This is a genomic window from Paenibacillus sp. JNUCC-31 (genome assembly GCF_014844075.1).
Classification (GTDB): Bacteria; Bacillota; Bacilli; order Paenibacillales; family Paenibacillaceae; genus Paenibacillus.
In genome coordinates this window covers 2,275,275-2,290,721 of sequence record NZ_CP062165.1, presented here as the reverse complement: position 1 = coordinate 2,290,721, position 15,447 = coordinate 2,275,275, and the positions used below count along the sequence as shown (strand labels likewise).

Annotated in this window: 14 protein-coding genes; 13 read left to right on the top strand and 1 reads right to left on the bottom strand. The window is 44.4% G+C overall.

Annotated elements, in window-relative coordinates:
- Positions 1-57: 57 nt before the first annotated feature.
- The 11 genes from JNUCC31_RS09965 to JNUCC31_RS09915 all read left to right on the top strand — a co-directional run bounded on the left by JNUCC31_RS09965 (position 58) and on the right by JNUCC31_RS09915 (position 12,732).
- Positions 58-1,041, top strand: coding sequence for a zinc-dependent alcohol dehydrogenase family protein (locus JNUCC31_RS09965; protein ID WP_192270838.1), 984 nt, complete (start codon positions 58-60; stop codon positions 1,039-1,041).
- 658 nt (positions 1,042-1,699) lie between these two features.
- Complete coding sequence (locus tag JNUCC31_RS09960; protein ID WP_192270836.1) at positions 1,700-2,110, top strand: hypothetical protein; 411 nt, start codon at positions 1,700-1,702, stop codon at positions 2,108-2,110.
- 86 nt (positions 2,111-2,196) lie between these two features.
- Complete coding sequence (locus tag JNUCC31_RS09955) at positions 2,197-3,222, top strand: hypothetical protein (RefSeq protein ID WP_228469604.1); 1,026 nt, start codon at positions 2,197-2,199, stop codon at positions 3,220-3,222.
- 56 nt (positions 3,223-3,278) lie between these two features.
- Positions 3,279-4,547, top strand: a complete 1,269-nt coding sequence (locus JNUCC31_RS09950; protein ID WP_228469603.1) for an ABC transporter — start codon at positions 3,279-3,281, stop codon at positions 4,545-4,547.
- Positions 4,544-5,212, top strand: coding sequence for an ABC transporter ATP-binding protein (locus JNUCC31_RS09945; protein WP_323374370.1), 669 nt, complete (start codon positions 4,544-4,546; stop codon positions 5,210-5,212). The genes JNUCC31_RS09950 and JNUCC31_RS09945 overlap by 4 nt, the downstream gene beginning before the upstream one ends.
- Before the next feature lie 229 nt (positions 5,213-5,441).
- A complete protein-coding gene (kduI, locus tag JNUCC31_RS09940) occupies positions 5,442-6,281 on the top strand; it encodes a 5-dehydro-4-deoxy-D-glucuronate isomerase (protein ID WP_192272913.1) in 840 nt (279 codons plus the stop codon).
- A gap of 37 nt (positions 6,282-6,318) precedes the next feature.
- Positions 6,319-7,077, top strand: a complete 759-nt coding sequence (locus tag JNUCC31_RS09935; RefSeq protein ID WP_192270830.1) for a DeoR/GlpR family DNA-binding transcription regulator — start codon at positions 6,319-6,321, stop codon at positions 7,075-7,077.
- A gap of 82 nt (positions 7,078-7,159) precedes the next feature.
- Positions 7,160-7,912, top strand: coding sequence for a 2-dehydro-3-deoxy-D-gluconate 5-dehydrogenase KduD (gene kduD / locus JNUCC31_RS09930; RefSeq protein ID WP_192270828.1), 753 nt, complete (start codon positions 7,160-7,162; stop codon positions 7,910-7,912).
- A gap of 35 nt (positions 7,913-7,947) precedes the next feature.
- Complete coding sequence (locus tag JNUCC31_RS09925) at positions 7,948-8,793, top strand: sugar phosphate isomerase/epimerase family protein (RefSeq protein WP_192270826.1); 846 nt, start codon at positions 7,948-7,950, stop codon at positions 8,791-8,793.
- A gap of 247 nt (positions 8,794-9,040) precedes the next feature.
- Entirely contained in the window at positions 9,041-10,348 is a 1,308-nt protein-coding gene (locus JNUCC31_RS09920; protein WP_192270824.1) for a homocysteine synthase, read from the top strand.
- 371 nt (positions 10,349-10,719) lie between these two features.
- Positions 10,720-12,732: a heavy metal translocating P-type ATPase gene (locus tag JNUCC31_RS09915; protein WP_192270822.1), complete on the top strand. Its 2,013-nt coding sequence runs from the start codon at positions 10,720-10,722 to the stop codon at positions 12,730-12,732.
- A gap of 286 nt (positions 12,733-13,018) precedes the next feature.
- Here JNUCC31_RS09915 and JNUCC31_RS09910 read toward each other — a convergent pair whose 3' ends face one another.
- Entirely contained in the window at positions 13,019-13,750 is a 732-nt protein-coding gene (locus JNUCC31_RS09910) for a ZIP family metal transporter (protein WP_062325905.1), read from the bottom strand.
- Positions 13,751-14,003: 253 nt separating this feature from the next.
- Here JNUCC31_RS09910 and trxB point away from each other — a divergent pair, with 253 nt between their 5' ends.
- Positions 14,004-14,945, top strand: coding sequence for a thioredoxin-disulfide reductase (gene trxB, locus JNUCC31_RS09905; protein ID WP_192270820.1), 942 nt, complete (start codon positions 14,004-14,006; stop codon positions 14,943-14,945).
- Between the two features lie 59 nt (positions 14,946-15,004).
- A complete protein-coding gene (locus JNUCC31_RS09900) occupies positions 15,005-15,235 on the top strand; it encodes a glutaredoxin family protein (RefSeq protein ID WP_056693307.1) in 231 nt (76 codons plus the stop codon).
- Positions 15,236-15,447 lie beyond the last annotated feature (212 nt).

Sequence of the window (15,447 nt, the reverse complement as noted above, 5' to 3'; positions counted from 1 at the left end):
ATGGGGGGCACTAATGTTATATTCTATCTAAGAAAAATGATTTTAGGAGATGCAACAATGAAGACTAAGGTTATACGTTATTATCGTTTCGGAGAGCCGAGCGAAGTGCTGTGCATAGAGGAGAAGCAGTTAGTGCCTCCTGGTCCCGGTGAATTAGTTGTGAGGATGTGCGCTCGGCCTATTAATCCCTCAGATGTCATTCCCGTTCGAGGCGCATATCCGCATCGGACGGCATTGCCCGCTGTACCTGGGTTCGAGGGAGTGGGGATCGTGGAAGCAGTAGGGCCGGGAGTATCCAATCAACTGTTAGGGCGGCGCGTCCTGCCGTTGAGAGGTGAAAACACATGGCAAGAGATGGTGAGGACTTTGGATCGACATGCGATCATTGTGCCTGATGATATTAATGATCAATCGGCAAGTCAGATCTACATTAACCCGATAACAGCTTGGCTGATTTGTACGGATACACTGCATCTTACGTACGGCGATACCTTGATTGTCAATGCCGGTGGTTCCGCGATTGGGCGAATCTTCGCCCAATTATCGAAGATTCTGGGATTTCGTATGATTGCGTTCACAAGAAATGGTCGCCATACTGCTGATTTATATCGCCTTGGGGCGTTCTCTGTTGTAAATACGATGGAAGGGTTGTTACAGGAGAGAATTGCAGAATTAACGGAGGGGCGTGGCGCTGATGCGGCCGTCGACTGCATCGGAGGGGCAGATGGAGAGCAACTCGTAAGTTGTATAAGACCGCATGGCACCGTAATAAGCGTCGGACTTCTTTCAGGCATCACTCCGATATGGCATGAAGCCACTAGAGGAACGCAAGTTAATGTTAAACTCTTTTGGCTAAAGCATTGGGTAGAGCGATGTTCGCAAGCACAATGGGAACAGGTATTTAATGAAGTGATTGAGTTAGTTCGGGAAGGGCGGCTATTGATGGCAAACATTGGGGCGACGTTTGGATTGGAAAATGTGAAACAGGCAGTTTCAACCGCGGAATCCAGCATCGAGGGAAAGGTCCTTCTATTAAGGTAACAGTCCATTATTTTACTTTATATATTTAATATAAAAAATGTATTATAAAAATACTAGTATTAACTATCTATAGGAGGCTTTTTGTTAAGATCGGAGAATTTGGTATTGATATATAACAAAATTAATATGTCACTGTTCGGCAGTGTAGCGAAGACTAAGCCTATCGACTATGAGACGAATAATAATGAAATACTAAGTAACCTAGAGAATTATAAGCAGTAATAATAGACGTGCTCGAAGATTCGGTTAGCGGGCTTCTTTTGTTTGTTTAAAGACTTGATTCGTGGATGTGAACATATATGTATATGGATGCGGAAAAATAGACTTGCATGGACAGATCAACTCTGTGCAAATCTATTTTCTAGCCATAAAATGATGACAATTTGAAGTTGTTAGTCTTCATTCCTATCCTAGTTCTCCACCCAAATATGGGCTGGGCTGTCTAGTCAAAGATATCCAGTTCAATATGAAACAGTTTCTTTCTCATTTCGTCAAAAAAAGTAGTAATCATATATTATATTACAAAACAATACAAAATAAGTGTTTATACGACATTATTATCTATTTAAATTCAAGTAATTTCCATGTATGATTATGGATGATTTGGATTAGCTGGCCAGCTTTCAAATTAAATTAATAGAGAATAGGAGAAAATTTCATGAGAATAACTAAAAAAGTAATTAAAGCTCTGGCAATTACAGCAATATTGGGTTCCATTGCTTCCTCTGCTTATGCAGCCAAACCATTCGGTGTTGGAGGAGGTTGGGTAGAAGGTGAAGGCTACTTCACCAACGCCAGTCCAAACAGAGGAATAACAACACAGGAAGTAAAATTATATCCTGATTCCCATGAAGGGTATTCTGAGTATAGTACAACAGATAGTAAATTAAAACGTGCTGTTGCAAAAACGGTTTGGCCAGGTCAGCGCCATTACTCTAGAGCTCAGATGGAGTGGATATGGGTTAGAGAAGATAGTGGGAGACAATGGGGGACCGGTACTACAAAAGCGCAAACAAATTATGCTAGTATTGACCTGATTTCTAAAACATATTGGGGAACCGAAGAATAATTCTATTGTGAGTTTATTTAGTACTTAAATAATAAAGCGGCAAGATTTCTTGAAAAAAGAGAACTTGCCGCTATTTATGAAAGGTAATGGACTGGATGAGCGATCTGTTTAAGAAAATTAATAGAGGTGGGGTTTTTCATATTTGCTTGCTTTACATCTTGCTGAGCATCATGATCGTTTCCATAAGTTACTATGAAATTAAAAAGAGTGAAATGGATACATTAGGAAGAGGTCTCTATAATGAAAATAGTATCTTTTTTATACCTGATGAATCCGTATTATGGAATTGGCGCGATATAAACATTGGTCAGCAGTTTACATTGTTTAAGGAACTTCAAACGGGATCAAGAAATATTCGAGCCATATACTTTGATAATCAGACTTATGTACCGCCGATTGTAGACGGTAGATTTTTTCGAAAAGAGGACTTTTACGATAACGGGAGATTTGCAGTTGTAGGAAAAGAAATTCAGAGATCAGAGCTCAAATATAAAAATGGGAAGTTATACTATATTTATAAAAACAATGAGTTTGAAGTTATTGGGACAATGGGCGCCTCTCATCTAACTGAAATAGATAAAACAATAATACTGTCCATGAATGGATTGAGTGGGGAGGAAAATAGAGAATCGGGTATTTTTGTATTAAATGCCTCGGATTTAAGTTCCATTACCAAAAGTAAAATGCTGGATGTGGGAGGCATTAAAGTGCCTGTTCACTTGTTTGAACGAGGAGAATATGGAGCACAAAGCTATGCAAATTCCGATATCTATAATGTTATTTTGAAAATTATAGTGTTTATTCTGGTAACCTTTTCCATTATTGTTTTTACAGTGAGTTGGATCAAGAAACAGTGGTCCGAGATTCGTGTACTTTGGATTTTGGGATTTCAACCTATATATCCGTTATTTAGATATGTGATTAAATATTTTACGATTACCTCATTTACTTATGTTTTAGTAGCCGGCGGTAGTTTTGCTATTCTAAATATTAATCCAGAATTTTACAATGAATATTTTCTTCATATTTGCTTTGGTTTTCTAGTTATAGTTCTCACATCTTTTTTATCCTTGAGAATGTCTATGAAAAGCTTGAGCAAGAGGCTAAAGTAGAATCATTTTTTATCATAAGAAAGGATTTTTCTATGTACGAACGAATATACACGGAAGTGTTTGAAAGTATCCGTAAAAATAAAATGGTTACGATTCTAATCATAGTTGAGATCCTCTTCCTGTTTTTTTTAGCTATGGTTGTATTTCTAGGTTTAAATAGCCTTGAGAAAAAATCAAATCAAATTAATCTTCTTGAAGATATGAAAAGCTACCAACTTTCTGATACATTGCTTGATGGGGATCAATTATCAAGTTTAATGAAACAAGTACATTTTCTTGAAACCATTAAAAAGTTCTATAGTTATTTGGAAACGGATTTAAATGAAAAGTATATTTATATATTCACTCAGCCCATTGAGTTACTCGACTTCACTAAGTCAGAGAAAGAAAAATTCACCAGAGATTATGAAATGGGTTTCGTAAGTGAACCTTTTGATATTGATGGAGAGGGCCCATATAATGCTATCAAAGCAGTACAATTAAATAAGCAGGCGGTAGATATGTTTTCGGTTAGTGCAGTCGATGGTGAGAGTTTCGCAGAAAATGATTATATGGGAAATGCGGATGATCGGATACCCGTACTATTAGGTCATGAGTATAAAAATTTCTATAATCCAGGGGATACAATAAAAGGACAATATTTATTTAAGAAATTTAACTTGGTTGTAAAAGGCTTTCTTAAGCCCAATTCCCTGATCTTTAGCTCTAATGAACCGGAGTTATATTTGGATCGTTATATTGTAATGCCCGCACAACAATTTGTATCTGCCCCACAAAGCGAGGAGGATTTCAGTTTTCAACAAAAGCATTATCTCCAACTGATTAACGGCTCAGTATATAGTGCTTCTGGAGATTTTATTGTAAATAAGAAACTAGAGGAAGCTAAAGAAAGGACGGGCTTTGTTGATACTAGATTTTTAGGAGCTAGCGCTATACCTTTTGGTTTTGTTCTATCAGCCCTGAAGGAAAATAGATTTCTCCTCAGCATAATAGGAATTACGATAATGTTAATCGTTGTATTGACAATGTGGATTTTTTTCAAAAATAAATTTGAAGATAACCTCAAAGCGTGGTCAATTCATTTGATATCAGGAGCTGTACCTAATCAAATATTTCTCTATTATGTAGTTGAGATTGGAATTGTAGTGTTATCACCCGCAATCATCAGTTTGATACTGTATGGAATGTTTATTGGCCATAATATGGTTGCCTATCTATTCATTTTGCTGACTCTTTCAGCCACAATCATACTGTCTGTTCTTATTCCCTTATATAGGCGCATCCAAAACGAAAATATGGGTTCTTTGCTAAAAAGAATGGAGTGATCTTATTGATTGAGATTAACGACTTGCATAAATGCTATGGAACTGGAGCTAAAAAGAATGAAGTATTGAGAGGTCTGAGCCTCACTTTAGAAGAGGGCTCAATGACTGCAATTATGGGAAGAAGTGGCTCAGGTAAATCTACGTTACTAAATATAATGGCTGGGTTAGAGAAGGCTGATTCTGGAATATACAAATATATGGATCAGGATGTACTATCCAAAACATCAGCTGAGTCCGCTATCTTCCGCAGGAAAGTGATAGGTTTTATTGTACAAAATTATGCGTTAATCGAAGCTAAAAATGTATTTGAAAACGTGGCTTTGCCTTTAAGATACAGCAAAGTACCAAAATCAGTTATAAATAAAAAAGTTAAAGAGACACTGTCGTCTTTAGAAATAAACCATTTATCCGAGGAGGCTGTGAATAATCTTTCAGGCGGAGAAATGCAACGAGTCGCTATTGCGAGAGCAATAGTCCAAGATCCCTCTATTATTTTGGCTGATGAACCGACAGGTTCACTTGACGAGAAGACAGAGCAATCAATATTAAGCATTTTTAAAGAATTGCACCGAAGAGGCAAGACCATTGTCATTGTCACACATGATCATCAGGTAGCCGATGTCTGCGACAGAATTATCTATATTAAAGAGGGGACAGTTGTTTAGGGCGTTTATTAGTCATACTGGCGCCATATAAATAGATCGTGTTAGTCGAAATTCATATATACTCTAGCGTCTGGATGGGTCTCCAGACGCTTTTTTTGAACAAACGTGTATAAGAGACAGGTTTATCTGAAAATCAAATTTTTATAAAAAAAGGTACACAAAAGATACAAAATGAACTAAAATGAACTTATATGAACATTATCTGACTAACGAAAGGAATGGATGAATGATGCAAAACCGTTATGCTGCACACCCAAATGAAGTGAAAAACTATGATACCTCCCGTCTGCGCGAGGAATTCCTGATGGAGCAATTGTTTGCAACAGATGAATTGGTAACCGTTTACTCTCATGTAGATCGTTATATTGTAGGGACGGCTGTACCTCAGAGCAAGGATATTGCACTTGAAGTGAATCTGAAGGATATCGGAACGAACTTTTTCCTGGAGCGTCGTGAAATCGGTATCATTAATGTTGGAGGCCATGGAACCGTGACAGCCGACGGTCAAGGCTACGAGATTGGTGCGAAGGAATGTCTGTACATCGGCAGAGGTGTAAAAGAAGTTGTGTTCAAGAGCAGCGGCAAGGATCAGCCGGCTCAATTTTATTTTGTATCCACACCGGCTCACCACACATATCCAACAGTAAAAGCAACGCAAGAACAAGCTCAGCCGAACCATCTCGGGAGCATTGAAAGCTCGAATGAACGGACGATTTATCGCTACATCCACCAGGGAGAAGGCGGAATCCAGAGCTGCCAGCTGGTGATGGGCATTACGGAACTCGACAAGGGCAACATGTGGAATACCATGCCTGCACATACCCACAACCGCCGTTCCGAAGTATACTTGTACTGGAACCTGCCGGAAGATGGTGTCGTATTCCACATGATGGGCGAGCCTAACGAAACACGGCATCTGGTTGTACGTGACCGTCAGGCTATCATCTCTCCTAGCTGGTCCATCCACAGTGGTGTCGGTACAAGTAGCTATACCTTCTGCTGGGCTATGGCTGGTGAAAACCAGACGTTCGAGGATATGGACGGCGTGGCGATGAAGGACCTGAAATAGGCGCGTAAATTCCAAAGAAACAGGAAGTTGATCTGTGATGAATCCATTGAAAAGACATGAAAAAATTATGGAGGCTCTGCTGGAACGGCAGGAAGTCACCGTCAGTGATCTGAGTGAACTGCTGCAGGTGACGGGCAAGACCGTACGGGAGGATCTCGATAAGCTGGAAGGCATGGGATTGCTCGTACGTGTCCACGGGGGGGCGATGCTGGCCCAGAACGACCAGTATGGCATTCTTACGAGTCGTGGAGCAGCGGAAAAGCATCAATCCGAGAAAACGGAGATTGCCGAACGAGCCCTCGCTTATATCCGGCCAGGAGATATTGTTGCACTGGACGGAGGAAGCACCACTTTGGAGATGGCGAAGCGTATGGACAATCAGCCCATTACCGTGGTTACCAACGATCTGTTCATCATTGCCGAGCTGACCAAAAAGGAGCAGGTGCGACTGGTTGTCCCAGGCGGAGCAAGAGTTCGCAATATGCTGGTGGGAGACGATACGGCGGCTTTCATTTCCGGTCTCAACATTCACAAAGCATTTATCTCAACGACGGCACTTCATCCGGAATTTGGACTCTCCATATATACAGGAGATCTTGTGCCGCTGAAAAAAGCGATGATCTCTGCCTCTCAGCAGGTATATGGCGTCGTGGATCATTATAAATTCGGACAATTTGCCCTTCGGACTTTTGCACACTGTTCGGAGCTGGACTGTATCATCAGCGATAGTCGCTTGGATGAGGAGACAGCATCCCTTTACAGGCAAAATGGCATCGAAGTGGATTCTCAGAGCTGATCTTCAGTTTCACAGTGGTTACATGACTGCCGAGGCTGAAGAATACGGTTTGCAACCCAATAACCATGCGGAGGAATCTTTCATGAACCCATTTGATTTAAGCGGACAAGTTGCTCTTGTCACTGGTACATCAGGAGGCCTTGGTCAAGGAATGGCGATTGGCCTTGCGGAAGCCGGGGCGGATGTTGTGCTGGTGTCTTACTCCAATCCATCCGAAACAGCACGTGCCATTGAGGCTCTCGGACGGAAAGCGTATGTGATTGAAGCTGATTTGAGCCGTGAGGACGAATTGACCGGGGTGTTTGAAAAGGCATTAGACTTTCAGGGGAGAATTGATATTCTGGTCAACAATGCGGGAATTATTCGTCGCACACCTGCAGCTGACCACGGTCATCAGGATTGGCATGATGTGATTGGCCTGAACCTGAATACGGTATTTTTCCTGAGCCAGCTGGCTGGCAGACATATGATTGAGCGAGGAAGCGGCAAGATCATCAACATTGCATCCATGCTGTCCTATCAGGGCGGAATTAACGTGCCGGGATACACGGCCAGTAAACATGGGGTTGCCGGTTTAACGAAAGCACTCGCAAATGAATGGGCAGGCAAAGGTGTCCAAATTAACGGGATTGCACCAGGCTATATGGAAACAGATAATACAACTCAGATTCGCGCCGATGAGAATCGGTATCGTGACATCACGGCACGGATTCCGGCTGGACGCTGGGGAACACCTGAGGATCTGAAAGGTCCGGTTGTTTTCCTGGCATCGGCGGCATCGGACTATTTGAATGGTCACGTACTGAATGTGGATGGCGGCTGGATGGCTCGTTAATTCTGTCAGTGATCGATGGCAAAGGAGGCAGTGACATGAAACTTGGTATTCTTGCGCATACGTTTGGCAAACAGCCTACAGCGCAGCTTGCACAGACTATCGCGGATAACGGATTCAATTCGGTACAGCTGGCATTAGCCAAGGCGTTATCCGATGTGGACTCGTCCAATGGCAAGCTGAGCCCTGGACTGGCGAATGAGATCGGAGATCAATTTGCACAACGTGGAGTCAAGATTGCGGTACTGGGCTGCTACATTAACCCGATTGATCCTGACCCTGTGGCCCGTCGTGCAGACATTGATCGATTCAAGGAGCATCTGCGTTATGCCCGGGATTTCGGTTGCAGCATGGTGGCAACGGAGACGGGGGGCCTGGATACGTATCGCGACTCTCATCCGGACGGATATGAAGAAAAGGCGTGGACGGTGCTGCGGGAGACGGTAGAGGAACTGGCGGAAGAGGCGGAAAAGTGGGGCGTTCATGCGGCGATCGAGCCTGTATCTACTCATACACTTCATACACGCGAACGTATGATCCGTCTGTTTGAAGAAATTCCTTCATCCAGTCTGGGCATGCTGTTCGATCCTTGTAATCTGATCAAACAGCCGCATGTAGCTGACCAGTCCGCCTTCCTGCGTGAAGTGATGGAAACGCTGTATCAGCGCATTATTGTCATTCATGCCAAAGATGTGGCTTTCAATGCACAGGGTGAGAAGTTCAATCCGGTGCCGGGTGAAGGCATTCTGGATTATCCGTTATTTTTTGAACTATTGAAGACGTATAAACCACACATCGATATTTCACTAGAAGGGGTTACGGCGGAGGAAGCTGTCCCGGCGGCCAAGCATTTACGTGAGATATGGAGTGGCGTTCGGGTATAAACGGTAAAGAGTCGGCAGCAGCCTAGTGATTGAATGGTTGCCCAAAAATCCGGAAAACCTTTGCGGGAGCAGAGGTTTTTTTGGTATAACGATCATCGTAATACATAATTAATATTTCTTATCGGAAAAATCGGAAATACTTCTTTTCAAAAGCGACATCTTGTGAGAGAATATGGAAAACATACGCCACCATGTCATGACATCTAGGGAATAGCCAAACGTATAAGTTAAGGGAGGAAACAGATTTATGTCAAACGAACGTGAGCTTTCATTTGAAACATTGGCAATTCATGCCGGCCAGGAGATTGATCCGACCACCCATGCACGTGCTGTACCGTTGTACCAAACAACATCCTACGGATTCCGTGATACGGAGCATGCAGCCAATCTGTTTGGATTGAAAGAGTTTGGCAATATCTATACACGTCTGATGAATCCGACTACGGATGTGTTCGAACAACGTATTGCTGCACTTGAGGGAGGTGCGGGCGCACTGGCTACCGCTTCCGGTCAGGCAGCGATTACGTTCTCCCTCTTAAATATCGCAGGTGCGGGAGACGAGATCGTTTCCGCAGCGAGTCTGTATGGGGGAACGTACAATCTGTTCTCTACCACACTACCGAAACTTGGCCTGGATGTAAAGTTTGTAGATTCCAGTGATCCTGAGAATTTCCGGGCGGCGATTACGGATAAAACCAAAGCATTGTACGCTGAAACGATCGGTAATCCGCAAGGCAACGTACTGGATATTGAAGCTGTGGCAGCGATCGCCCATGAACATGGCATTCCTTTGATTGTAGACAATACATTCCCAAGTCCATATCTGCTTCGTCCAATCGAGCATGGAGCTGATATTGTCGTTCATTCGGCTACCAAATTTATTGGCGGTCACGGTACTTCCATTGGTGGAGTTATTGTAGACAGCGGTAAATTCGACTGGAAAGCGAGTGGCAAGTTCCCGGGACTGACAGAACCGGATGCCAGCTATCATGGTGTTGTATATACGGAAGCAGTTGGACCGATTGCTTATATTATCAAAGCTCGTGTACAATTGCTGCGCGACTTGGGTGCAACGATCTCGCCTTTCAATTCATGGTTGCTCATTCAAGGACTGGAGACACTGCATCTGCGTGTAGAACGTCATAGCAGCAACGCACTGGCTGTGGCGCAATATCTGGAGAAGCATGCAGATGTGGAATGGGTAAGCTACGCAGGTTTGCCGAGTCACCCTTCCTATGAATTGGCACAGAAGTATTTGCCGAAAGGCCAGGGAGCCATTCTGACCTTTGGGATCAAAGGCGGCGTGGATGCAGGACGCAAACTGATTGAAAATGTGAAGCTGTTCTCCCACCTTGCCAACGTAGGTGACTCCAAGTCACTGATCATTCACCCGGCTAGTACGACGCACCAACAGCTGACAGAAGATGAGCAGACTGCAGCAGGCGTTAATCCTGAGCTCATTCGTCTATCGATAGGTACAGAGAATATTCAGGATATCCTCTACGATCTGGAGCAAGCCATTAAGGCTAGCCAGCAATCAAGCGTTAGTGTTTAATTCATAACGTTAATACATTCATTACCACGAGCCTCTTGTCCTTATGGACGAGTGGCTTTTTTTAATTTGCATCGGCTAAGGTGAAAAACCCATTTACAAATGCATCGCACAGGCATATAATGAAGCCAAAGTTGTATTGGGTAAAAATAATTGCATAAGTACAAAAATGATTATCATTCTCATTCAAAATGAGTTGAAAATCATTCAACAACCATTCAATAACCATGCTGCTGCGGGATTCCCGCAGCAGCATGTGTCATTTTTAGGGCATTAACAATGGCTCTCATTCTCAATACGACTTCAAAAAAAGGGGATATGGATGCAGCAAAATGCAATCCACAACCCGACAATCAGAAAGGATTGTGATTCATATGCAAGCGATACATCAACCTATTCAAACCAAAGCGAAAGCTGGACAGCGCACTGCTAACACACCTGGTCCGGGTCGGGGGCGCAAACCAGATTTTCGGGCCATGCTGCGTAACAAGGAAATGCAAGCTGCACTGGGCAGTGGACTTTTGATGCTTATCGCCTGGGCAACGGCATCCTGGTCTAACCCGTTATCCGTAATGCTATATATTGTTGCTTATGCCATAGGTGGATGGACCAAGGCCAAAGAAGGCATAGAGACACTGATCAAGGAACGCGATCTGGATGTTAATCTGCTCATGATTGCAGCATCGCTGGGAGCGGCAGCCATAGGCTACTGGAATGAAGGCGCCATGCTGATTTTTATTTTCGCGTTAAGTGGTGCGCTGGAAAGCTATGCAACGGAGCGTAGTCACAAGGATATTTCATCGCTGCTGGCGCTCAAACCGGAAACGGCGCTGCGTATTGAGGACGGGAAGATGAATCGTGTATCCATTGATGAGTTGCAGCCGGGAGATCTGTTGCTGGTCAAACCAGGCGAATTGGTCCCGGCAGATGGTGTAGTGTATCGGGGAAGCTCTTATATCAATCAGGCCTCGATAACAGGTGAATCCTTACCTGTAGACAAAGTTGCTGGTGACGAAGTATATGCTGGTACCGTAAATGGCGAAGGTGCTCTATATGTGGAAGTGACCAAATCCGCTGAAGGATCGCTGTTTGGCAAAATCATTAAACTGGTGGAAGAGGCACAGACGGAGGTGCCGGATTCCCAACGCTTTATGGAACGATTTGAGGGGATATATGCCCGTATTGTAGTCGCCGTAACGGTGCTGGTTATTGCGGGAACACCGTTACTGCTTGGTTGGACATGGAATGAGGCGTTTTACAAGGCAATGGTCTTTCTGGTTGTAGCTTCACCTTGTGCCCTGGTTTCTTCGATTATGCCGGTCATGTTATCAGCCATGTCCAGCAGTGCGCGTCGCGGTATTCTCTTCAAGGGTGGTGCTCATGTGGAGAATATGGCCGAGACCCGGGTGGTAGCTTTTGATAAAACAGGAACATTGACGATGGGGACGCCACAGGTGACCGATATTATAACGGCAGACGGATATGACCGGATACAGTTGTTGGGTACAGCAGCCGCGATTGAGAACCTTTCAATGCACCCGTTAGCTAGGGCCATTGTGGAGCAGGCGAGCAAGGAGGACATCGTACTTCCGATTGCTGAACAGGTTCAGGCTCTGACGGGCTGGGGGATTGAGGGGAAAGTAAACGGCGTTCTCTGGAAAATTGGTAAAACGGATGAATTGGATATACATCATACCAATGAGGTAGAAAACGCAAATGATGTAGAAGGGCAAGGGGGTTCTTCTGATCTAAACAATCTGGCTGTGTGGCATGGGATACGTGCCCGATTAGAGGGAGAAGGCAAGACGGTGTCAGCCATAATAGCGAACGGGGAAATGGCGGGTCTGATCGCGATGAGGGATACGGTACGCCCACAAGCGGCCGAAGCGGTGAAAAAGCTGGAAGCTATGGGTGTGAAGGTAGCCATGCTGACAGGTGATCGTCCCGATTCGGCAGCAGTGATCGCCCGTGAAACAGGCGTGAAACTGGTATACGCAGGTTTGCTACCCGAAGATAAAGTGAAGCAGGTGCGTCTGCTTCGCGAACAGTATGGGCAAGTGCTGATGGTTGGGGATGGTGTGAATGATGCGCCTGCACTTGCAGCGGCAACGGTTGGCATGGGCATGGGTGTATCAGGCAGCGGTACGGCATTGGAAGTAGCGGATGTCGTACTAATGAATGACAATATTGAGGAGATCACCTGGGTGATCCAACAGGCGCGCCGGGCACAGCGGGCGGTGAAGCAGAATATGTTTTTTGCCATCACGGTAATTCTGGTTCTAATCGCAGGCAATTTCTTACAAGATGTTGCATTACCATTGGGTGTGGTGGGCCATGAGGGCAGCACGATTCTGGTTATTCTAAATGGGCTGAGATTGCTTCGATAAACAGGCTGGGTAATGGCTTATGTTGGATTACAATTCTAATTTAGTTGAGCCGCATTGCGTTTGAACCATGGGTCATAATATGATGAATTGGAAAAATTCAATGTGGAATTGATTCGATTTATCAAATCCTGATTTTGAGTGTCAACCGACCTTTACAGATCATTCCAACTATTTCATTGAATCTTCATTTGTGAACAAAAAAAGAACCTGGAAGTCAGCGAACCGCTGTCTTTACAGGTTCTTTTACCGTACATTGTGGTTATTCATGGGCTGGCCGTTCTTTCCATTAAAAGAGTTCAGTCAGGCCAATCATCGTGATCAGTCCAAGTAAAAAGGAAACCGTTGCCGCCCGCGCATTGCCGTCGCCATGACTTTCGGGAATCAGTTCCTTATAGACGATGAACATCATCGCACCCGCTGCAAAGGCAAGACCATAAGGGACCAGACCGGATACCAGACTACTGAGCGTGTAACCAATCATGGCTGTAATAATCTCAACTGCACCAGTCAGCGTGGCGATGCCGAGCGCCTTGAAGCGACCGATGTTCTGATTCACAAGGAAGAGGGCGACCAGAAATCCTTCAGGTGCATTCTGCAATCCAATGGAAAAGGCAATCAAATTGCCAAGTCCTGCGTCACTGCTCGCGTAGCTGACACCTACCGATAGCCCCTCGGGCAGATTATGCATGGTGATGGCTGCAATGATCATGAAGGCTTTGGCTTCAATTTTGAAAGGCATCTTCTCCGGATTCTCCAGATCCACATGTGGAATCTTCATCTCCAGCACAAGCAGGACCATGCTGCCCAGCATAATACCTAGGGCAAGTACAAACAGATTGGATTGCCCGAGCGCTTCCGGAATGAGATTGTACACCGAGGCAGAGGTCATGATGCCTGCTGCGTAGGCAAGTAAAATATCACGCAGACGGTGGGTTACTTTACGCATAAATAGAATAGGTATGGCCCCAAGGCCGGTAGACATGGCTGAGATAAAGCTGCCAATGAGTGCATCGTTCATGCTTCCATTTTCCCTCCTGATGAAGACTTCTTCATAATCGCTGCCGAGCATTGACACCGTACATAAAAGAGATCATAATGAACAACAGATTAGAATTATTATAAATTAGAATTCCGTTTCTGCATAGGTAAATTGTCATAACGGGCAGGTCATGTGGACATGATATAGGCTTTCGTTCTAGTGTATGCAAAAGCATTTGCTTTTGATGCCGGAGAGCCTGACCTTTTTGCAGAACCCGGGGGAGGAACTATACATGTATAAATCAATTATTATTGGAACTGGCCCTGCAGGGCTGACAGCAGCAATCTATCTGGCACGTGCCAACTTGAACCCACTCGTTATTGAAGGACCGCAACCTGGTGGTCAACTGACAACAACGACAGAAGTGGAGAACTTCCCAGGTTTCCCTGATGGCATTATGGGTCCTGAACTGATGGACAATATGCGCAAACAAGCGGAGCGCTTCGGTGCAGAATTCCGTACAGGCTGGGTAAACAACATTGATATGAGCGAGCGTCCATTCAAAATTCAGGTTGAAGGCATGGGTGAACTCATATCGGAAACCTTGATCCTGTCTACAGGCGCATCTGCGAAATACCTTGGTATTCCTGGCGAAGAAACGAATGTGGGCCGTGGTGTAAGCACTTGTGCGACATGTGACGGATTCTTCTTCCGCAACAAAGAAATCATCGTTATTGGCGGTGGCGACTCCGCGCTGGAGGAAGCAAGCTTCCTGTCCCGTTTCGGTTCCAAAGTAACTTTGGTACACCGTCGTGAAGAACTGCGTGGTTCCAAAATCATGCAGGATCGTGCACGCAGCAACGAGAAAGTGGAAATGGCATTGAACCGTACCCCGCTTGAAGTAATCGCTGGCGACAATGGCGTTACTGGACTGAAAGTATTGAACAACGCAACGGGTGAAGAAGAAATTATTCCGGCAAGCGGTGTGTTCGTAGCGATTGGTCACACACCAAACACCGGATTCCTGGGCGGACAGATCACTACGGACGAACACGGTTATATTCTGACTACACCAGGAACTTCCGAAACCAATATCCCAGGTGTATTCGCATGTGGTGACGTTCAGGATACACGTTACAAACAAGCAATCACAGCAGCAGGTAGTGGATGTATGGCTGCAATGGACACAGAGAAATATATCGAAAGTCTGGAGCACAGCGCAGTAGTCCTGTAAGGGAAAGGCTGTTTTGATCAATAGATTAGTATATTAAAAACAATATGAGGTGAATAAACATGGAAAATGTAATTGTATACACATCAACCAACTGCCCAAACTGCAAATCGGTAAAAAGTTTCCTGGCTGATAAAGGCATTGCTTATGAAGAACGTAACATCGAGACTAGCGATGAGTTTGCACAACAAGTGTGGGATATGGGCGTGCGTGCCGTACCTCTGACTGTTATCGGTGAACACCGCATTCTGGGAATGAACAAAACCCAATTTGCCAAAGCGCTGGACGCTTAATTTCCCTCTATAGGGTAAGTTCAAGTAACATGAGCTATTCCGGTTCGCGCGAGCCGTTTGAATATATATTGAGAAGCCTTAGTCCAGATCAGGACTAAGGCTTCTTTTATGTAGAGATAGGCAGTTGTGACTTAACTCATCAGGTGGACAAATTATTTACTACATAAGTGTGGTGAAAAGTAGTTCAATCATGTCGAGAGTACCTCATAGAA